Here is a 21265-nt window from a genome sequence, read left to right as displayed (position 1 = left end):
ATTTTTAGCATTGTCTTACTGTTTTTTTTCGGACATGAGCACCGGTGGTTCTCTTCTTGAGCTTTGCAGCGCAGGCAATCAGGACATCAACGGCTGCCTGCTGACCTTGCTGGGTTGCATATTTGAGGGGCGTAAACCCGTCTTTGGTTCGAGCTCTGACGTCTGCACCTTTGTCAATCAGAGCAACAATGGCATCCAGCTGGCCTTTCCCGGCTGCATAGTGGAGGGGCGTAGCCCCGTTTTTGGTTCGAGCGTCGACGTACGCACCTTTGGCAATCAGAGCATAAATGGCTTTCTGCTGGCCTTTCTCGGCTGCATAGTGGAGGGGCGTATATTTATTTATATTCCCGGCATTAATATCCGTACCTTTGGCCACCAATTCGTCGACGAGCTTCCAATCACAGGCCGCAGCGGCACACGCAAGCACTGTTGAACCTAAATTATTACATGGTGCATTAACATCAAATCCAGCATTAACAAAACTCTTGATCATTGGGACATTTATCTTTTTATTGTCGCTGGCCCTTTTTAGGGGTGTAACCCCGTCTTTGGTTCGAGCGCTGACGTCCGCACCTGCGGCAATCAGAGCATCAATGGCTTCCTGCTGGCCTCGAGCGGCTGCATAGTGGAGGGGCGTAAACCCGTTTTTGGTTCGAGCGTTGACGTCCGCACCTGCGGCAATAAGGGCATCAATGGCTTCTGGCTGGCCTTGAGCGGCTGCATAGTGGAGGGGCGTAAACCCATTTTTGGTTCGAGCATCGACGTCCGCTTTTCTGGCAATCAGTTCATAAATGGCATCCGGCTGGCCTTTCTCGGCTGCAAAGTGGAGGGGCGTATATTTAGTCTTTATATTCCTGGGGGCGTTAATATCAGCACCTTTGGCCATCAATTCGTCGACGAACCCCCAATCACAAGCCTCAGCGGCACACACAAGCATTGTTGAACCTAAATAATTACACGGTGCATTAACATCAAATCCAGCATTAGCAAAACTCTTGATCATTGGGATATCTATCTTTTCATTGTCGCTGGCCCTTTTTAGGGCCGTATCTCCTTTCTCGGTTCGAGCGTTGACGTTGGCACCGTTGGCAATCAGAGCATCAATTGCTTGCTGCTGGCCTTGAGCGGCTGCAAAGTGGAGGGGCGTCCTCCCGTCAGTGGTTTGAGCGTTGACGTCCGCACCTCTGGTAATCAGAGCATTAATGGCTTCCTGCTGGCCTTGCTCGGCTGCAAAGTGGAGGGGCGTATATTTAGTCTTTATATTTCTGGGGGCATTAATATCAGCACCTTTGGCCTTCAATTTGTCGACGAACTCCCAATCACAAGCCTCAGCGGCACACGCAAGCATTGTTGAACCAAAATGATTACATGGTGCATTAACATCAAATCCAGCATTAGCAAAACTTTTGATCATTGAGATACTTAACTTTTTATTTTCACTGGCCTTTTTTAGGGCCGTATCTCCTTTCTCGGTTCGAGCGTTGACGTTCGCACCTCTGGTAATCAGAGCATCAATGGCATCCGGCTGGCCTTTCTCGGCTGCAAAGTGGAGGGGCGTATATTTAGTCTTTATATTCCTGGGGGCGTTAATATCAGCACCTTTGGCCATCAATTCGTCGACGAACCCCCAATCACAAGCCTCAGCGGCACACACAAGCATTGTTGAACCTAAATAATTACACGGTGCATTAACATCAAATCCAGCATTAGCAAAACTCTTGATCATTGAGAGACTTAACTTTTTATTGTCGCTGGCCCTTTTTAGGGCCGTATCTCCTTCCTCGGTTCGAGCGTTGACGTTCGCACCTCTGGCAATAAGGGCATCAATGGCTTTCCGCTGGCCGTTCTCGGCTGCACAGTGGAGGGGCGTCCTCCCGTCTGTGGTTCGAGAGTTGACGTCCGCACCTGCGGCAATCAGGGTATCAATGGCTTCCTGCCGACCTGTCTCGGCTGCACAGTGGAGGGGCGTCCTCCCGTCTTTGGTTCGAGCGTTGACGTCCGCACCTGCGGCAATAAGGGTATCAATGGCTTCCTGCCGGCCTGTCTCGGCTGCACAGTGGAGGGGCGTCCTTCCGTCTTTGGTTCGAGAGTTGACGTCAGCACCTCTGGCAATCAGAGCCCCAATGGCTTCCAGCTGGCCTTAAGCGGCTGCACAGTGGAGGGGCGTCCTCCCGTCTTTGGTTCGAGAGTTGACGTTCGCACCTCTGTCAATCAGAGCACCAATGGCTTTCTGCTGGCCGTGAGCAGCTGCATAGTGGAGAGGTAACCCCGTATCGGTGATAATACAAATATCACGACGACACAATGGGCAAGTTGGATTTTTACTTGTCTTCAGCCATTTCTTAATACACGATGTATGATAATAATGATTGCAAATATTGACAGAAACTCTCCGGGAGCCGGTTATATCGTCCAGGCAAACAGAACACTGCTTCACAACGTCGGCGTGTATGGGTACAGGAGAAATGCGTTGAATAAGGTTATAACGTATGCCTGATAAGATACTCATTCCATTTAGACCTTCCTTGACGCAAAAAGTTCTATAAATTCCACACTATTGCTTATTCCACTCATAAGAAAGGAAGAATAAAAGGTGTTTCTTGCCGCTGATAGTTGGCTCAGGTTTTATCTTCAACAGTACAAGTGGCAGGGTTTGATGGTCAGGAAGATTCCTTAAGAACTATAGCGACCCACTGCCTTGGGAAGTTAAAGACAGAACCGCTGTGGTGAGCGTTACAGAAAAGACGCAGCTTGACTGCGTCAGGTGTGAGATCATGAGATGAGCACAAACAAGCTGATACGTCTCGAAATGCGGTTCGATGGCATCAAAAATGGAAGTTTGTGCTGCTCCATGATGAGTTCAGTGGATAACCAGTTATTGCCTGAGCGGTGTCTGGGACGCAGAAGTCAGATCTTCTTCAGGCCGATTTGCACTGTCCAGCATCTTGCGAATAACAAAAGAAAACACCTGGGCAATAATCACCATCGCCACCGCGGCTGCTGTCAGCATGGCAAAGTAGTCACCGTAAACACCCTGAACAAACTGCTGGGTGATTTCCTGTCCTTTTTCCATGGCAATACTGCCGGAGATCACCGCACCGATGATGCCAGACAGAGCCATGGCAATGTAGAACAGGGACACGGAGAAACCCTCAATCTTCTTGGGTGTTACCGAAAGAATAAAGGCAACCACCAGAGAACCTACAATCACTTCACCAAAGGCCAGGAAACCGTGGATCACCAGGAATACATCCGGGCTGATAATAACATCGGTATCAATGCCTTTAACTGCCATGGTCAGAATACCAAACGCAATAGTCACCAGTACGAAAGAGATGGATACTTTGCTGGCAGTAGACAGGTTAATACCACGCTTCTCAAGAGCCGTGAAACTCGCGGCAATGGCCGGACCTGCAACAATACACCACAGAGGGTTCATCGCCATGGATGCCTCTGGAGCCAGAGGGATAAAGCCAAGCAGTTCACCACGCATGGTATTGATAGTCACCATGGTCATGGAAGTCATCATCTGGCCGTAGTACACAAAGAATGCAGTCGCCAGAAATGCCATGATCAGGATGGTACCCATTTTCAGAGCATCCGACCGACTGGCTTTGAACATCAGGGAGATGAAATACAACAGTGCGGTACCACCAATGGCGTAGACAACGTACTTGCCGGTATCCATGTCGGAGAACATGAAGAACACCATACCGAGCATGATAACAGACAGCGCCAGGAAGATAGCAATGTTCATAGAGCTCAATGGCTGCTTGTCGATATCTTCACCAATCTCGACCAGTGGCTTGTGGAAAATAACCAGCATGGTAACCGCCAGAGCCGCCATGATAGAAGAGAGCGCAAAACCACCTTTAAAGCCAATAACCAGCACCAGCATTGGGTACAGATATTGACCCAGCAGGGCACCTATATTGTTAACCGAGTAGTTAATCGGGTAGCAGTTTTCAAAGTCTTCCTGAGATTTGAACGTACGCTTATAAAGGCTTGGGTAAGAAGGAGACATCAGGCCCCGGGCATAACTGGCCAGAGCAATCCCCAGCAGAGCCATTGGAGCATTGGTGATGGAAGCACCAAATGCCAGCAGCGCGTAACCTGCTGCGAATGCCATGTAAGCCAGCGTCAGTGAGCGTTTGGCTCCCAGAAATTTGTCAGCAATGAAGCCACCGGCAATGGCGAACAGAGGGCCGATGGAAGAGAAGGCACCAACGATCATCATGGTGTCTGCTTCACTGTATTGCAGCTCTTCCAGGAAGAAACGGGTCAAAATGACCATTACGCCATAAAAAGATAAGCCAAACATCATTTGGCAGAACATCATCGACTTGTTCAGTTTATTCCACATAGAAACTCTCTTTATAATGTGTGCATTCAGACGAGGGGAGCGACCTTCCCATTCTCAATTACTCCAACAACGTTGCACTGAATTACCAACACACAAAATAATTTTCTATGCCCTTTCGTAGTATTAGAGTTTCTAACAATCAAAAGCATAAGAAGTACAAGAAAAACCCACTAAAAGTGTGAAAAACCACACTTATAAACCAAAAAACGAAATCGATTTCACAAAATAAAGGTAAATACCAGCAATTGAAGGGACGCAGGACTAAAGCTGGTCTATGGCTGGCAAGCATTGCACAAAGGGTCCATGGGTTGGTGGTTCAAACACAGAACAGTAGTCACTTAAATGGATAGATGCTTATTGTCTACTGTAAGAAGCTGAACAGCACCCACCCACTTCAGCTTTGTACCCCCAGGCTTTCGACATATTCATCATAAATCTTCTGCACATCTTCTGACCTGATAACCACCAGATCCTCGCTATCCATCATTTTTTTGATTCTGGTGTTTTCCAACATTTCAGCATTGTCTTTCTGTTTGGCGACAAACTCAGAGATGTATTGATCACGGTAGTACTTACCTGGGAAAAAGAACTTATCATAGTTGAGTAGCAGATTTTTAACGTCAACCGTGCTTGTTGGTTTAACCACATGGAACGGTCTGAAACTGAGATTCTCTCTTCCGGCCAGACCAATGCTCATGGGTGCCTTCAAAGATTGGGCACGCTTGTAAAGATAGTGTGCAAAACGGGTTTGAGTCTCTTCCGGCTGGTTGCGGGTATCGATAAAGCCATTGGTCATCAGGAAGAGAGGCTTACCCACCTGGGACTGGCTTGAGGTCACTTTTCTGTAGGCAGGGATCCCATGGAGAAGACGACTGATATCGGGTATTCCATCTTCTGGCTGATCAGTCCACTGCTCAATTTTGGCAGAAGCGCCCAACAACGTTTCAAAGGTTTCCGAGCACCCGGTGGGCAGGGTGTCTTCATCTATCTCCGTCACCATCTCGTTGATCTGTTGGGTATAACGCCTCGAGAAAGAGAAAGGGAGTTCATTGTTCTTCCAGAGATCATACCAGTTTTCAATATTCTGGTTGGCAAGCATTCCCAACGATGGGACATTTGCTTCGATCCAGCGCCACTGTTTGAGATTTAGAAAGAGATTAAATGAATAGTCTACTCTGGGTTTAAACCACTTTTTTTGGACAATAAAAGCAGCCAAAACAGAACACCATCCGATATTAGTCACTTTTTTTTCAATGCAGTGCTTCAAGTGCTTAGTCAGTACCGATTCAAGGAAACCCCACATTTTCTTCGGAGGATGGTAGCGAGACGGTGCATCAAGTTGATGTTGAGCATATTCAATATGTTCCACAACCTGCCTGCAGTCATCTGAACCCGACTCAGCCATTTGATTCAAACCAGCCAATAATGACTCTTCCACCTGCCTTTGTTCTTCAACGAAGGAGCTGTCATATTGTTTGCAGGTTGACAAGCGTTCACATCCCTGACTAAAGCCTTCCAGATTGGCTTTTTTGAAATGCCCTACTACCCCGGGGGCTAAAGCAGTAAGGGAGTACTGGTCAGTCTCCCGCTCTGCGAAATCATGAACATCAATTTTTGGAAAGTAAGGATTGTGGCCATGAATATCCTCTTCCGAATAAGCACCGCCCAAATCATAGGTTTCCCAATCATGGCCATTCCAGACTTCTGCCCAGACATGGATCTCACTTTTAACAATACGGCAGGTGATACCAAAATATTGCATAATAAATTTGAAAACAGGTGCACGGTGCCTGCAAGCGCCAACAGCCTCTGAGAGCAGAATCTGTGCCAAATCATCTTTGATCTTAAGGTGACTTTGATTGTCAAACTGACGACAATATTCCGCTGCTGCGGCAATGCGCCCCTGATCATCCGTTGCGTTGATAATATCCAGTACCAACTGCTGCTTAGCGGTCAGCATTATGGGGGCTTGTGCAGCTGCCCGCACCGTATTGAACAGGACATCAACGCGATGCCTGACCGGTTCCGGACAACGGTTGCCCTGTGGAGAGATCAGGTCATCACGCTGATTACGATCATGGGGTTTGAACAGTTCTGCCGGGAGGCAACAGCATTTGTTTTTTTTCTGAGTCGCTACTGGTTGAGTATCATGCACTTTACTGACATTGGCTTTTTCAAGCAGACCAGCGTCACCGCATTTTTTGCTCAGTTTATAGTGGACATGAATACTGCAGTTGATGATTAAACCTGAAAACCGAATCCAGTGCTGGCCAGTATAGTTATCCAGGAATACCTGGTGAGCCCGCACCGGCTCCGTTCGAAGTTCAGTTATCTCCTCCCTGGGTTGCCTGCCGGGCAGAGGAAACAATTTATGGCCTGGTCCGACCTTGATTGTGTGACACCCATAAGATTCCCACGGATACAGTTGAACCGTAGTATTTGGAGCCATTGCCTCAGGAAAGACCCTGATTAAATCGCTCTTTCCGGGTGTCCAATCCTTCGTGTAAATATCGCCTTCACCGGTCACTTGATAACGAATGACATCTAACCGATATTTCATGATGTCCTCACCGTAGAATGTTCTTTCCCTCCATACAGGCTCGGATTGAGACCCGCAACATCCAATGACCGTTCTGGTTTCTATGGATTGGTAGCCATTCCCACCATCTCTCCAACCCACACGTTGCCGGGGCTGCTCTCTAACAGGAGACGTCACATTACCGTCAAGTTTCTTGCCAGTTGTTCGACGCAAGTAAGGCAAACACCGTGCAATGGCAAGAGCGGGAAGACAGCAAACCACCGCAACCGGCAGACAGGCAGGCTTCAGATAAGCCTCCCAGACTGAAACTGGCCTGTCGATGTCCACTTGCAGGTCACCGCCCAATAAGCGTTCCCAGATCTCTCTTTCTGAAAAAATGTGTCGGAACCCATCCAGGTACCTCAGAGCATCCATGTGCCCGGCTGAAACCTGCAACTCGGCAGGACCCGCCTTCCAGCCGCTGAGCTTAAATACCTCCGAAGGTAGAACGTCGCTGTCTTTTATGCGTGCACGAAACCACTGTCGCTGCTGCATAACATAGAGCGCCTTGCTTTGATTATCACCACCGACTCCCAGATCATCTGGCAGATCGGTCTCGTGCCGCCATAACCACTGGGCAGTCCGCTTGATAATTTCTGCCCTGGCATCGCTATCCGACAGCTTCTCATCAATAACGAGTTCCCGTGTCTGCGTGACACCAAAACCACCGGATGTTGAGCGCTGGATAAATAATGGTCTGTCCAGGTCGGGAATGGTTTGAAAAAGCCAGCGGCATAACCCGTGATCGTAACGATGACCATCTACCGTTGCTGGTTGCTCTGGCATTGAATCCCGAAGGAAACCAGCAACCTCCTCTTTGGCGATTTTTCCGGCTGCCATATAGAGGAAGTAATGCTGACAGAATAATGCCGTTAAATCCGATTGTGCCGTGACTGCTGCCGCGAGCTTTTGCAGATCACGGCAAACCGGGAACAGGGCCTGCCCGGATTTTTTTAACCGTTGGTAAACGTAACAATGCAGGGCGGCAATACGCTCAGCGGTTTGATCCGGGTTTTCCGGGGGTAATAATTGCCGGGCAATCCTGCGCAGCTCCTGCTCATTGTAATCATCGATTCTGATAATCCGGAAACGATCATTAAGTGCCGGTGAAAATGCGCTGCGCCCGCTGTATTCCGGTGGGTTGGTGGTGGCAAAAAGGTGGAAGCCGGGTGTGCAAGGCTCGGTCAGTACATCATTGAGTTCACCTTCAAGGTCGGCACTGCTGATCATGTTCAACTCTGAAACCACCAGAACCGTCCCTTCCTGCTGGGCTTCCCTGATGGCTTGCTTCAGTTCAGCCCAGTCACAGTCTCCGGCATTGAAGTAACGGACATTGGTGGGCCTGCCCGTCTCACCACTGGCATCCCACATATCCAGCAGCAACTTCAAGGTTGCGTCCTTGCCTCTGCCGGCCGGGCCTTCAACCAGTGTCGCCCTGCGCCCTGAATGGCGAACGCCACTTTCATGCTCAAGACGGAGGCGATCAAGATCCTGGGCCAGCGTCTGCATTAATGATTTAACGGACTGTGATGATGTATCAAATTCAGGTTTTGCCCGGTTAACATAGCGACAGAATGTGTCGTAAAGCTGATCAAGACGCAGGTCGTATCCTGTCACAGTGGCTGGCAGTTTGTGGGCCTCATAGCGGTGCTCAAACCACAGCTTTAAAATCTGGTAAGACGCCTGAGTCTGATTATTCAGTGAGTGAGCGATGACACTGTCAAACCCGTTCCAGACCATATCATCGAGCTGGGTTTGCGTGACACGCCTGCCGCTGTAATGGAGCTGACAGGCGATCCAGCCACAGACGTCGGTGAGATCCCGGGGGCTGAAGACCCGGTCCGGCAGCAGCAGTTTCAGTTGCTTTTGCAGCTCCATCACCGTGTCGGCAGTCTGCCGGGCCGCAGTGTCATCCAGCCCTTTTAAAGAGGCCCCATAAAATAGCCTGTTCAGTGTCGGCAAGACCACCTGTTCTTTCAGGAACTCAGGGCTTAAAGCGGGATAGTGAACCCTTATACCCCGATCCTGCAGGACCGTTTGCTCACTGCGGCCGGAGTAGGCACCGGGATTACAGGTGAACACAACCCGGTGTTGAGGTGAAATGTCCACTCTTTCGGAACCACAGAATATATGGGGATTGGCCGACCAGATACCGGCCAGCACGTTATCCAGAAGATTAGCGGCAAGATTCGCTTCATCCACCACCAGGGTCACCATCTCACCGGGTTCGGGCTCTGTTCTGGCCCATTTCAGGATAATTCCCGCCTGCTCTGTCATCTCACGGTCATCACCCTGAGGTTGCCAGACCCACCGTTTGAGGAGATGGCTCTCTTCTGCGCTGGGGCCAATGGTCAGGGTAAACGTAGGGCCTGACAATTTTGCTGCCTGATGGGCGAGATAGCTTTTGCCCGTACCGGTGGTGCCCTCAAGGGTGATCAATTTATTACCACGGATTCGTCGTTTGAGTCGAGCCAGCCTCCTGAGCCCCCTGCTGTACTGGGATATGCGTTTTGAAAGTATTTGCTCCAGCACCGACGGATCATCATCACTAATATTAATAAATTGCCGTTCCAGCAGGCTGCGGATCAAATTCCGCTGCTGGTTTTCGGAGGCATTTTGCTGGATTCTCAGAATCCGGGTGGAGAGGTTCTCCAGTCGCGTCTGAACCGGAATACTCTGTTGCTTCCGAAAATCCCAGCCGGCGTACAGGGCATTGTTCAGAATCCGGGTAATGACGGATGAGCGGCAGGTCGCCTCAGGCAGTGTATTCAAGAGTTCATCATCACACCCAAGTCTTTTTTTCAACGTCCGCTGGTAAACTCTGGGGGCGTGGCGACATAGCAGCGCGATCAGTGTTTTCCTGTGGCCAGGCTGGTTATAATCAAGCGCCATTGGCTCAGGGTGTGAGAAAAATCCCTCGCCGAACAGTTCAACCAGCTCCCATCCGTTGCTGGTAATATAGGCACTGTTGATCAGGTGACCATCCCCAAGAACCGCAGTCAGCTTATCAATATCCACCCAATAGCCATTCGGGTCGGGCCATATTTGTCGGGTAATTGACTTTGCGAACGCTCTGACTTGTTTTTCTTTTCTGGCGACATGTGTCACCAATGTTGCAACGGCTTTGCGATAGTGGACAGGAAGCGCTTCGGTGCCGCCCTCCTCCGCGACGATGGCATTGGCTTCATTCAGTACCGATTGCACCATGGCATCCGACAACGCTGGCCAATTAATAGTGGCAAACCTTTCCGGCAGCGTCCTTAAAGCACTGTGCAGTTTTTTCAGCCCCTCTTTCAGCTTGTGCCAGGCTTGGGAGTGTTCAGGAGCCGGCGGAGTCACGGCCACTTCCCGGGCAATTGCACTGTGCCATACCGGCGATTCCGTCCTGACACCTTCAGGCCATACCAGGTAAATTCTGGAATCCGCCGGTATCTGCTCTTTACTGCCATTGACAAAGAAGTGGCCCGGTTTCAACAGCAGGGTTTCCAGTTCAAGCTGCAACCTGGGGTTTTGCTCCAGGCCACACAAGATAACCGGTTTATTTGACTGCAAAGCCTTCATCAAGCCGGACCAGCGGAATCCGTATTGGTATCTGGCTTCAGAGGCTATGTGTGGGTTATTAACCAGCTGTGTCAGGGTCGTTTCAGGATTGACACGGACAATCTCAGCCTCCGGGTGTCTGTTGAACAGATCATTCACCAGTGCTTCGTGATCCTCACTGCGCTGGATCCGGATCATTGGCTCAAATGCGTCACCCGCCAATTGTGGCGAACTGTCAGGCCTGGCAGGAAAAAAAGACTCTGGTTGTCTGGTTTCGAGCAATGTCAGCGGAACTTTCGTTTCTTTTGCTTCCATCAGCGTTGTGAGCCGATGAAGTAATTGTGTCCACTGCGCCTCCTCCAATGACGAGGTCACCACTATTGACCCTCCTGCCTGAATGGCTTCTTTCAGAGGATGGTGTTCGCAACTCTCTCCTTTGTCGTTAATCCCCACTGTGCTCAGCCAGCTTTTAACATTAGCGGAATTGATGGTGATGAGCGGACCGTCAGGGATATTGGCTAGCAGCCTGATACTGCCAAGGAGCCGGGACCTGTCTTCCCCCCCGGATTGTCTGACCCGGAAGAACATCTCTTCAGGCAGTGACAGTTTTTCTCCCTGTGCTTCGATTTCCCTGGTGATTTTTATATTCCGCAGCGCCTGGGTAAATGCCGGATCCCCTTCGGGGGCATCGGTTATCCACAGTTTTTTAGGTGCCTCTCTCTCAATGGCTCCCGCCTCCCAGCCGAATCCATGATCGGCCTTAACACCGTAGCTCCCGAGCAGTGTTTGCCGCCAGGGAACACTGCCGTGACACAAATTAATGGAGAACTTTTCATGTTCATGGGCCGGGTTATTGTCATCCGGGGCGCAGGGAGAGATATCAAGAATAGAGCGGTGTGCTTCAGGAACGCTGGTGAGGGATGCCAGCTTTTTCTGATAATCCCAGGTATTGTCTACCCGGTTTATGCGCCGACAGGTATCGGCACCCAATGAAAAGGTATTACCGGTATGAAGCTGCTTTTTTTGCACCAGGACCAGTATCTCAACATGACTGCCTAATCTGATTTTATTTAATGCAGGGCTTTCCGGGTCAAGCAGGTCATTGAGTGCCACGGTATCGCTGGGGTGCATCTTCTGTAAATCAACCACCAGCTTGATCGGGCGACTGTTGTCAAATAACTTGCCGGGTGAACGCTGGCATTTGCCACCACCTTCCAGATGAATACGCTGGCGCAGGTTGTCCCTGGACAAATCTTCAAAACTTTGAATCAGGTGAATCTCAGCACCGGCCTCACCATTTTGTGCACGTTGATACTCAAAGGTAGACAGCCTGTCCAACAGTGCATCTACGTCATCATCAGGTGGCATGATGACACAGTCAAACTTCACCGGGTTGGCGGTATCCGCTCTCTTTTTTTCCGTTGCGGCAATATCAAAGCTATGAATTGGTCGTCTTTCACGGCCCGGGCCACTGGAAGAAGTATCATCTTCCGGTGACATCTGAAGAAATGGAGTGTATTCATCAAATAACTCGTCACTTGATGATGAATTGCCAACAGCCGGAGGACTGGAGGGGAAGATACCTCCAAGGAATAAACCGGAAATTCTTTCGAAAACATTCATATCCGCAAGTCTTCTCCAGTCAGAAGCTGGCCAAATGATCCATACAATTCATTTTGACCACAATTTAGCAAGAATGTTCCGTATCTTTACAATGTAATATTCGGAAATTTCTATCGCCAAAGATTAAATTCTCAGGCTAGAATAGCATTCCCTTGATTACCTTTGGAGCCATGCGTGGTTACGCTTGTTGCGTATGTTGTCATCGCTATTGCGGTGTCCTTCGTTTGTTCGGTGTTTGAAGCCGTCCTACTCAGTATCTCCCCGGCCTATGTGGTTAGCCTTGAGCAGAAAAACAGCAAATGGGCAAAGATTGTCCGTGAGCTGCACGATCATATTGACCGCCCTCTGGCCGCTATCCTTACCCTGAATACCATTGCTCATACCATTGGTGCGGCAAGTGCGGGTGCCCAGGCGGCGAAAGTCTTTGGTGATGCCGCTGTTGGAGTTTTTTCCGCCGTGCTGACCTTACTGATCCTGGTATTGTCTGAAATTATTCCAAAAACCATTGGTGCGTCCTGGTGGCAATCCCTGGTTCCGGTCATGGCCGTTGGTGTGCGCTTTATGGTTAAGCTGCTACTGCCCATTATCTGGATCACCGAGTTACTGACCAGCAAGCTGAGTCCGAAGGACAAAACCAACCCTTATCTGCGTGATGAAATTCAGGCGATGGCTGACCTTGGCTTTCAGGTGGGTGCACTGCAGGGTGTCGAGTCTGAGCTGATGAAAAACATGCTGAAGTTTCGTGATCTCCAGATTGTGGAAATCATGACGCCTCGCTCAGTGCTGTTTTCATTACCGGAATCTACGACCACTGACGCTTATATGAAGGAGTTCACCGGTTCCAGCTTCTCGCGTATTCCTGTGTACGGTGAAGACCCGGATGATATCAACGGCTTTGTCATGAGAAATGACATTCTGCTTTCCCATCTTCGGGAAGGCGGCAGTACCAGACTGGAAAGCCTGAAACGTCCGATTATTGCCGTGCTGGAAAAGGAGCCACTGCCAAAACTGATGGCAACGTTCCTGGAAAAACGCAGCCATATCGCCATGGTGGTCACCGAATATGGCGATATCCGTGGTATCGTGACACTGGAAGATATGATTGAAACACTGCTTGGCCGCGAAATCGTCGATGAAAGTGACGAAGTGGTGGATATGCAGCTGGCAGCAAAAACCAAGTGGGCGCATCGCCTGACGGCAACCGCTTCCTGACAGCCTTCTTCCATAAATCGGGCAGTTCATAATTTATGAAATACCTGAAACTGATCATGCTGTCGGTGGGCTTGGGACGAACGGAGTTTGGGCGTCATTGATAGAGAGAACCCATCAAATACATTGGAACCGTGTAACCGTGCATTATTTCAATGCGTTTGATGTGTACAATCTCCGTTCACCCTGAGCGGAGTCGAAGGGTGATTGGCACAGTCTTTATTCAGGGCATGGAGCTTACGCCCTTCGACTCCGCTCAGGACGAACGGAGTTAGGGGGTTGGAGCAGGTGTCGGCTCGCAAGGAGAGAGTTCTACAAAAGCTGTAACTTAGCAAAACTCTGGTTTTAGTGTTGTGACACATTTCAAACCATGTTACTTTTTTCGTGTTCTGCGGGGCTATATAAATGATAACCATAAGCTCTTAGTGGAATACACACTTAGAAAGGACGATGTACCCAGGGTAGGGTGGTTAAAAGACGCATGTCTTGCAATAAGATGCATGCTAAAAAAACTATAAATGATGTTCCCGGGGGACAGAAAAAATGAAAAAACAACAGGGTTTTACGCTGATTGAATTGATGATTGTTGTGGCAATCACAGGTATTCTAGCTGCTGTGGCTATTCCGCAGTATCAGAATTATGTTGGTCGTTCTAACGTATCTTCTGCAGTTGCTAGCTTGACTTCTAACAGAACAAGCCTTGAGGATTATGTGCTTAATTTTGGCGAGTTCCCTGATGGCCAAACAGCTGAACGGGCCGCTCAACCTGCTCAAAATGGTAACCCAGCAGTACCATTTATTAGAGGTGAAAGGCCACAAGATCTAGGTGTTGTACAGCCTAGTAACGGTGTAATTGCCTTTAATGACGACGGCAATGGTGCAGGCTACGTCCAGTTCACCTTTAATGTGGGAAATGCTGCCGTTATAAACAACGATGTAAGACTTTATCGAGCTGCTGATGGCAGCTGGAACTGCCAGACTATCATTAACTCAGACTTTGTTGGTCAGGGATGTACGCCTGTCCAAGCCTACCCATAAGTTCTGACCTCATTCCCACGCTCCCCCGTGGGAATGCATACCAGCTACACCCTCCCACAGAAAAACCTTACTGACAGAATTAGCATCAACTACGAAACAGCACACGTAAGAGTCAGGGTGAGTCAATCCCATGTTCAGCGTGGGAATGCATATGGAAGTTTGCAGATATTCTTGTCGCAGGTAGTTGGCAGGGAGTTACAGACATTCCCACGGAGCCCCGTGGGAACAAGATCAGAACCTAAACACTGGCCTGAAATACCAAGAAATCATTTTCACTCAGCACCTCAAGCCTTTGCATTTCAAACAAAAAATCAAGCATTCGGATCAACAATCACATGAGCGCCCTTTTCCGCCGCCATCTTACGGCAGGCTTTATAGTCACGGTCACTGGTGATATAAAAAGTCGGAGCAATATTGACAGTAAGGTCCGGAGCCATGCCACGTCCACCGGATTGTCTTTCGGCATTGACCTGGCCCATTGAGTAACAGACCATACCCTGTTTCTGAAGATCTTCCGCTTTATCAGCAGCCTGAACAGCACCAGCCAATAACATTCCCGCTACAGCAACAGCAATTACTTTCATTGTTTCAGTCCTTTACGTGTTTTTTTAAGGAACTGTTGTTATCGGCCCCGGCTGCGATCATTTAGCCGCTTAATGGGTTTTTCTGGCAAATGCCTGAAGCCAATACAACACCTGCAATGAAGTATATTTGGCTTCTCCAATCTCATTGGCTGATACCGATAATCTGTTCTTTCGGGTACTCCAGCGGTCTTGACGCTACGCTCTCAAGCGGTCTCTTTAAGCTATCCCTATAAAAACCATACGCAGGTTGGACCCGATGTACTTTGACCTGGATCAAGTTTTTCCGGAGTCCCGGCTTTTTTGATCAGCAAAGGCAGCGATTAATAAATAAGCAGAATAAAAATAGCAATATTTACAAGATTATTGCCTTAACCAATGGCGACTGCATTCCATTACCGCCCGTCAAACCGGTATGATGGTGAAAAACACTTCTGATCATTACATTGGACGTTAACCATGAAAAAGCTGCTGGCCATTGCCGCTACCGCACTTATCCTGCCAATCAGCAGTCAGGCCGCACCGCTGGACCGGGAACAGCAACAACAGGTCAAAGAGCTGGTGCGTGAAGCCCTGATGGAAAACCCTGAAATTTTTCTCGATGTTGTCAATGAGTTGAAAAAGCGGGAAGAGTTAGCCAAATCACAGGCGCAAAACTCGGTGCTTACCAGCAATATGGCCGAGCTTTTTCACAGTGATGACCCCTTTGCCGGTTCCTCAACCCCCAAACTGACTATTGCCTACTTTGGCGATGTGAACTGTGGATTTTGCAAACGACAGGACCCGGTTCTGGAAGTGCTGGTCAACAATTACCCTGACCTGAAAATTATCTATAAAGACATGCCCATCCTCGGGCCAAGTTCAAGAGAGGCGGCTGCACTCTTATTGGCAGCCAGGGCTGAAGGTAATGACGCCTATCTGGCGCTGCATAAAGCATTGATGTCTCATCGTGCCCGGCATGACTCGGCTTCCATTGCCAGCATTGTCAGAAAACAGGGGCTGGATGTGGAGGCACTGAAAACCGCCGTAGTAGATGATAAAGAGATTAACAAACAACTGGACCGTAATATCATGCTGGCCCAGAGGCTGGGCATTACCGGAACTCCGGCTCTGGTGTTTCCCGATGAGGTGGTGGGTGGGTTTACCCAGGAAAATGTTCTGAAGGAGATGATTGATAAAAGGCTCAGTCAAATCAAATAGGCAGGCGTGAAAGCAACAAAGGCGTGAACTCCGGCTCACCATTGTGCCAGGCACCCTTCGACTCCGCTCAGGATGAACGGAGATCAGGGTGAATGGCAATCAGGATGAACGGAGATCGTGTTCCAAACCAGCAAGTTAATTAAAGACTGTTCCTGTCAGGCTCTTTAATAAGCAAGGGTTTAAAGCATCAGATTTCAGAAACGATACAGGCCTTGCGATCTTTACCGGTTCGCTCAAGATAGTCTGAGAAATCCGCAGGAATACGCCCGGTTGTTGCCCCTTCCCAATCCACTGATGATCCATCAACGGCTTCGTAGCGAAACAAATAACGCTGGCGTGTTTTTCCTTTACGGCCACCGCTGCTTTTCTCTTCTGACAGGTCTTTGATATCACCCAGGGAGAGACCAAGCTCTTTCATCTGTTTAACCACCGCATCCAGCGCCTCTTTTTTGCGGGCCTGCTCCTCTTCCACCTCCATTTGAGCCATCACTTTTTCTTCGTAAATGGCTTCAATGCGACCGATAACGCGCTGAAGGTCTTCAGCGTGCATATCGTGAAAGAGCTTGCGCACCTGAACTTTAGACTTCAGAACACCGAGAGCTTCATCAAAAATATTCATGGTTTGAACCAATCTGGTAAATCAAAGGATCCATTAAACGCAGGGTTTAAAATTGGTAAAAAACTTAACATTGACAATTCTGCCTGTAAATAGACAAAAACCCGTGCATAGCTGGTAAAAAAGTTGATAAAAAAATGAGCATATTTTCCCATTACCTCGCAAAAATGTGTTTTCCGACATCGTTATGCGTAACGGCCAATTACATTACGACGGAGCCATAAGTCATAAGGGATAATACGAAGAATCAGGTTCCTCATCACATGGTTTGGAGAGTCAGTAAAGGTTAACAGTTAAGGTAGAAATCAGCAGCATGAAACAGGAAAGATTAATTAACGCCAGAATACTGATCAAAATACTACCAACATAATCATTAACTCGCATTTCAGGAAAAAATAAAAAGTGGCCGCCTGCTTACTTCATGAAAGCCTGATTACTGAGTTTAATTCATATTCAAAAATACGCCAAAAAACGGAATTCTGGCTGAAACTGAATCAATGGATTGAAGCAATAAGTTTCAAGCATATTAAAAGTCAGTTTAATTACAAAGCCCCGGAACGTAACGGGGCTTTGCTGATGCGATAAAATCAGGAAGCCGCTTCGTGCTTCTTCATTTCTTCGGCGCGAAGATCTTTCCGCAGAATTTTACCCACTGGCGTCATTGGCAGAACATCCCTGAATTCAACCTGCTTTGGCACTTTATACGCGGTCAGGTTCAGTCGGCAGTACTCCTTGACCTCTTCCGCCGTTAAGCTTTTGTCCTGTGGAATAATAAAGAGTTTGACAGCCTCGCCGGTTTTCTTATCGGGTACACCAATAACGGCACAGTTTTGCACTTTATCGTGCTTGGAAACCACATCTTCCACTTCGTTGGGGTACACGTTAAAGCCTGAGACCAGCACCATGTCCTTAACCCGGTCGACGATTTGCACATAACCCTGTTCATCGATAATGGCCACATCTCCGGTTTTAAACCAGCCTTCGCTGTCAATCACTTCTGCCGTGGCTTCCGGGCGCCGCCAATAACCTTTCATCACCTGCGGGCCTTTGACACAGAGTTCCCCACGCTCTCCCAATGGCAGCTCATTACCCTGATCGTCAATGGTCTTCAGCGCCGTGCCGGACATTGGCAAGCCGACAGTGCCCAGTTTGGAGTAACTGCCTGCGGGGTTCAGGGATACCACGGGTGAGGTTTCAGAGAGGCCATAACCCTCGGAAATCGAACATCCCGTGATAGTTTGCCAGCGGTTGGCAACCGCCGCCTGCAAGGCAGTACCACCGGACATGGTTAACCGCAGTTCGGAAAAGTCCAGGTTTTTAAATTCCGGGTGATTCATCAAGCCAACAAACAGTGTGTTCAGGCCGATGAAGATATTCACCCTGTGGGGCTTCAGGGACTTGACGAACGTATCCATATCCCGTGGGTTGGCGATCAAAATGCTGTGTCCCCCCTGATGGAAGAACGCCATCAGATGCACGGTGAACGCGTAGATATGATAAAGAGGCAGGGGCGCAACTGCGGTATTGCCATCAGGCTTTGCCACTGGGACACCATTATCATCGGTCTGGGACAACACATTGACCGTCTGCAGTACATTACTGACCAGGCTACGTTGAGTCAGCATAGCGCCTTTGGCCACGCCGGTGGTGCCACCGGTATACTGTAACACCGCCACATCATCAGGGTTGGCCGGTAGCGGCTTACTGTACCGGGATTTTTCCCCAAGCTTCATGGCCTGATTGAAACTCAGCGCCTGTGGCAGCTGGTAAGAGGGAACCATCTTCTTAACGTGTTTTACGGCAAGATTAATCAGTGATCGCTTGGGCCAGGGCAGCAGGTCGGCCAGTTCAGTGACAATCAGGTGCTTGATGGGCGTATCCTGAATGATTTCCTCCACCAGGTGGCCAACCACATTGAGGCAGACCAGCGCCTTGGCTCCTGAGTCGGTAAACTGATGCTTCATCTCCCGGGCGGTGTAGAGCGGGTTGGTATTGACGATAACCAGGCCAGCCTTGATTGCGCCATAAACGACGATGGGGTACTGAATAAGGTTCGGCAGCTGAATAGCGATACTGTCACCGGGCTTCAGTGTCGTATGGTTCTGGAGATAGGCAGCAAACCGGGTGCTTAGCTGATCGATTTCGTTGTAGGTAACCGTTTTGCCCATGCTGGTATAGGCTGGCCTGTCGCCGTATTGATGAACTGCATGTTCAATGACTTCGCCCAGGTTTTTGAACTTTTCAAGATCAATTTGGTCTGCAATACCGGGGGCGCGCTTGCCATCCCAAAAACTGGCTTCCATGAACACCTCATACTTATTTTTTGTTGTTATCGGAAGGCGATGAAACAGTTATTTCCCTGGCCTGCTTTTTATGAGGCAGGTGTCTTACAAAAATCCTTTTTGCTTCATCTATTTCTGAGGATCATACTATCTAAACGTTCAACCTTGAACCCAAAATGATAATTTATGCTTCTTTTTGCGCTAAAAAGCTTTCGGGCCAGCACATCATTTCGATGCGTTTGAGGTGTACAATCTCCACTCACCCTGAGCGCCCTTCGGCTCAGCTCAGGATGTACGGACGAAGGGTGATTGGCACAGTCTTTATTCAGGGTGTGGTGTTTACGCCCTTCGACTCCGCTCAGGACGAACGGAGTTTGGGCGTCATTGATAGAGGGAACCCTGCAAACTCATCGAAATGATGTACCAGGGGTCAGCGGGAACCGACCAGCTTCGGAGCGTGTTCTTCAGGCTTGCGCGACACTCTCTGATTATGGGAGTCAGCGATGGGTATCAAGCAATTTCCCGGCCCAGAGAGCACAGCAATTTTCCGGTGAGGCGAGCAAGCTCAGCTTTTGTGGGCGAGTCAGCTTTTTGATGGCCGCTTCCCGTCGGCTGGCCGAAGAACGGTTATGATTACCTTCCAGATAGACCAACTGCTGTGGCTTCCGCCCCCTGAAATACCTGGCTCCCCCGGCAGTACCGCAATGTTGACGCCAGCGCCGTTCAATATCCGTGGTGATGCCGGTATAAAGGCTGCTATCACTGGCAAGAATTATGTAAACCGACCAACATCCATCCGACATTCTTTGCTCTTCCTGAACGATTCCAAGTTGCTTTTTGATCCAATTGACCACGGCAGGAATTGTTCGGGGCCACTGAAATAGTGAGTCTATTCCCAGAAAGCCTTTTAGCCAATAGAAGGCAACACACCACTGATCACCCCAAACTGGGCAACAATCACCAAAAGCCCCACAATAATCGCAATGGCCAGTGCCGGAATACCGCCAGCCACTTGATAGGGTTCTTCCATATGGAGCTTACGAACCTTCCAGACCAGGGCCACGGGAATAAATACCGCCAGAATCACCAGGGCTACAGCAGCATACCCCAAGGCTGTGACAAAACTCCCCGGCATAAAAATAGCCGCCAGCAACGGAATCAATAGCGTGAGCGTGATGGTTTCGATACGCCCCCAAATACCATGGGAACGGCCGAACACTTCTGCCAGATAGTCAAATAACCCAAGAGCCACCCCCAGGAAGGACGTGCCCAGGGCAAAGGCAGCAAAGGCACTGATCATATAATCAAAACCGGACGCGCCGGAATGGTGGCCTATGGCATCCATCAGCGAAGTTACACCATCCGGACGGTGTGCCATGGTCACCACCACTGCAGAAGAAACCACACCAATCACCACCGCCATCCAGATCACATAAATGCTGAACGGAAGGGCGCTGCCACCGATCAGGGCATAGCGAAACCGCCGGGGTTTTCCCTGCACATACTGAACCACGGTGGGTACCGCACAGTGATAGCCAAATGAGGTGTATAACACCGGCAGCGCCGCGAATAAAATGCCAGGGGTGCTGTTCTCCAGCCGAAGATTACTCAAACTGACCTCGGGCAACAGTGACACCACGATATACAGCAGCAGGGCCAGCATCAGTGCGAACATCACCCGGTTGACCACATCAACCACCCGGGTACCGGTCACCACCAGAATGGCAACCAGCAACACCACCGCCGTTGCCGTGATGCGAAAAGGCAGGTGAATACCCTCTTTGGCCAACAGGCTGCCCAGCACGTTGGCACCACCGGAAATGTAAGCTGCGCACAGGGAATAATAGAGAAACAGCATGGCGACCACGGCAATACCCTGGCCAACCGGCCCCATCAAACGCCCCATAACACCATGCAGATTCTCTGCTTCCGGGCAGGCCCGGCAGGCCTCGGCAATCAACAGCCCGCCGTAGGTTGATAACCCCCACATCAAAAACATCAGGAATACGCCCCAGCCCAGACCGGTCAGTGCGGACACCAGCGGTAATGCCAGCATGCCTGCACCAATGGAAGTACCGGCGACCAGAAGGCTGCTACCCAACGTCTGACTTTTCATATTCGGTCCACCTGCTTGATAAAACAAAAGCCACTAAAAGTGGCTTTTGAAAGTGGGAAACTTATATAAAATAGATCGACAACATGGCTCTATAAATAACCTGTCAGTACTAATAATGG

The 21265-nt window shown here is 49.4% G+C and carries 12 protein-coding genes; 3 read left to right on the top strand and 9 right to left on the bottom strand.

Translation table 11 applies throughout. The features are described 5' to 3' along the window. Nucleotides 1-4: 4 nt before the first annotated feature. From ACO6UX_RS19850 to ACO6UX_RS19835, 4 genes are all read right to left on the bottom strand, one after another. Nucleotides 5-2134 carry an ankyrin repeat domain-containing protein gene (locus ACO6UX_RS19850; protein WP_422450553.1) on the bottom strand — a complete coding sequence of 710 codons (2130 nt, stop codon included), beginning with the start codon at nt 2132-2134 and terminating at the stop codon, nt 5-7. A 6-nt stretch (nt 2135-2140) separates the two neighbouring features. Further along, nucleotides 2141-2509 carry an RING finger domain-containing protein gene (locus tag ACO6UX_RS19845; RefSeq protein ID WP_422450081.1) on the bottom strand — a complete coding sequence of 123 codons (369 nt, stop codon included), beginning with the start codon at nt 2507-2509 and terminating at the stop codon, nt 2141-2143. A 366-nt stretch (nt 2510-2875) separates the two neighbouring features. Then, entirely contained in the window at nt 2876-4363 is a 1488-nt protein-coding gene (locus ACO6UX_RS19840) for a peptide MFS transporter (RefSeq protein WP_422450080.1), read from the bottom strand. A 394-nt stretch (nt 4364-4757) separates the two neighbouring features. Beyond that, nucleotides 4758-12104: a hypothetical protein gene (locus ACO6UX_RS19835; protein ID WP_422450079.1), complete on the bottom strand. Its 7347-nt coding sequence runs from the start codon at nt 12102-12104 to the stop codon at nt 4758-4760. A 174-nt stretch (nt 12105-12278) separates the two neighbouring features. Between ACO6UX_RS19835 and ACO6UX_RS19830 the strand changes: the two genes are divergently transcribed. After that, nucleotides 12279-13316 carry a CNNM domain-containing protein gene (locus ACO6UX_RS19830; RefSeq protein ID WP_422450078.1) on the top strand — a complete coding sequence of 346 codons (1038 nt, stop codon included), beginning with the start codon at nt 12279-12281 and terminating at the stop codon, nt 13314-13316. Nucleotides 13317-13856: 540 nt separating this feature from the next. Next, nucleotides 13857-14351 carry a pilin gene (locus tag ACO6UX_RS19825; RefSeq protein WP_422450077.1) on the top strand — a complete coding sequence of 165 codons (495 nt, stop codon included), beginning with the start codon at nt 13857-13859 and terminating at the stop codon, nt 14349-14351. A 311-nt stretch (nt 14352-14662) separates the two neighbouring features. On the opposite strand, the gene ACO6UX_RS19820 is transcribed toward ACO6UX_RS19825, so the two are convergent. Next, entirely contained in the window at nt 14663-14935 is a 273-nt protein-coding gene (locus tag ACO6UX_RS19820) for a hypothetical protein (RefSeq protein WP_101745032.1), read from the bottom strand. Between the two features lie 456 nt (nt 14936-15391). On the opposite strand from ACO6UX_RS19820, the gene ACO6UX_RS19815 reads away from it, so the two are divergent. Beyond that, a complete protein-coding gene (locus tag ACO6UX_RS19815) occupies nt 15392-16132 on the top strand; it encodes a DsbA family protein (RefSeq protein WP_422450076.1) in 741 nt (246 codons plus the stop codon). A gap of 187 nt (nt 16133-16319) precedes the next feature. Here ACO6UX_RS19815 and ACO6UX_RS19810 read toward each other — a convergent pair whose 3' ends face one another. The 4 genes from ACO6UX_RS19810 to ACO6UX_RS19795 all read right to left on the bottom strand — a co-directional run bounded on the left by ACO6UX_RS19810 (nt 16320) and on the right by ACO6UX_RS19795 (nt 21146). Beyond that, entirely contained in the window at nt 16320-16751 is a 432-nt protein-coding gene (locus tag ACO6UX_RS19810) for a hypothetical protein (protein WP_422450075.1), read from the bottom strand. A gap of 584 nt (nt 16752-17335) precedes the next feature. Next, complete coding sequence (locus tag ACO6UX_RS19805) at nt 17336-19051, bottom strand: AMP-binding protein (RefSeq protein ID WP_422450074.1); 1716 nt, start codon at nt 19049-19051, stop codon at nt 17336-17338. A gap of 476 nt (nt 19052-19527) precedes the next feature. Continuing rightward, nucleotides 19528-19833 carry a GIY-YIG nuclease family protein gene (locus tag ACO6UX_RS19800; RefSeq protein WP_422450073.1) on the bottom strand — a complete coding sequence of 102 codons (306 nt, stop codon included), beginning with the start codon at nt 19831-19833 and terminating at the stop codon, nt 19528-19530. A gap of 104 nt (nt 19834-19937) precedes the next feature. Next, nucleotides 19938-21146, bottom strand: coding sequence for an aromatic amino acid transport family protein (locus tag ACO6UX_RS19795; protein ID WP_422450072.1), 1209 nt, complete (start codon nt 21144-21146; stop codon nt 19938-19940). Between the last annotated feature and the right edge of the window lie 119 nt (nt 21147-21265).

The sequence above is a fragment of the Endozoicomonas sp. ALB091 genome (assembly GCF_049310265.1).
In the GTDB taxonomy this organism is placed as follows: Bacteria; Pseudomonadota; Gammaproteobacteria; order Pseudomonadales; family Endozoicomonadaceae; genus Endozoicomonas.
Note: the sequence above shows the minus strand (reverse complement) of the source record. Positions and strands in the feature narration are given on the sequence as shown.

What these genes read in the sequence shown, in the direction of transcription:
- ACO6UX_RS19810 (WP_422450075.1), bottom strand. Translation starts at nt 16,751, where the DNA reads ATGAATATTTTTGATGAAGCTCTCGGTGTTCTGAAGTCTAAAGTTCAG.
- ACO6UX_RS19815 (WP_422450076.1), top strand. Translation starts at nt 15,392, where the DNA reads ATGAAAAAGCTGCTGGCCATTGCCGCTACCGCACTTATCCTGCCAATC.
- ACO6UX_RS19805 (WP_422450074.1), bottom strand. Translation starts at nt 19,051, where the DNA reads ATGGAAGCCAGTTTTTGGGATGGCAAGCGCGCCCCCGGTATTGCAGAC.
- ACO6UX_RS19825 (WP_422450077.1), top strand. Translation starts at nt 13,857, where the DNA reads ATGAAAAAACAACAGGGTTTTACGCTGATTGAATTGATGATTGTTGTG.
- ACO6UX_RS19845 (WP_422450081.1), bottom strand. Translation starts at nt 2,509, where the DNA reads ATGAGTATCTTATCAGGCATACGTTATAACCTTATTCAACGCATTTCT.
- ACO6UX_RS19840 (WP_422450080.1), bottom strand. Translation starts at nt 4,363, where the DNA reads ATGTGGAATAAACTGAACAAGTCGATGATGTTCTGCCAAATGATGTTT.
- ACO6UX_RS19835 (WP_422450079.1), bottom strand. Translation starts at nt 12,104, where the DNA reads ATGAATGTTTTCGAAAGAATTTCCGGTTTATTCCTTGGAGGTATCTTC.
- ACO6UX_RS19820 (WP_101745032.1), bottom strand. Translation starts at nt 14,935, where the DNA reads ATGAAAGTAATTGCTGTTGCTGTAGCGGGAATGTTATTGGCTGGTGCT.
- ACO6UX_RS19800 (WP_422450073.1), bottom strand. Translation starts at nt 19,833, where the DNA reads ATGTCGGATGGATGTTGGTCGGTTTACATAATTCTTGCCAGTGATAGC.
- ACO6UX_RS19795 (WP_422450072.1), bottom strand. Translation starts at nt 21,146, where the DNA reads ATGAAAAGTCAGACGTTGGGTAGCAGCCTTCTGGTCGCCGGTACTTCC.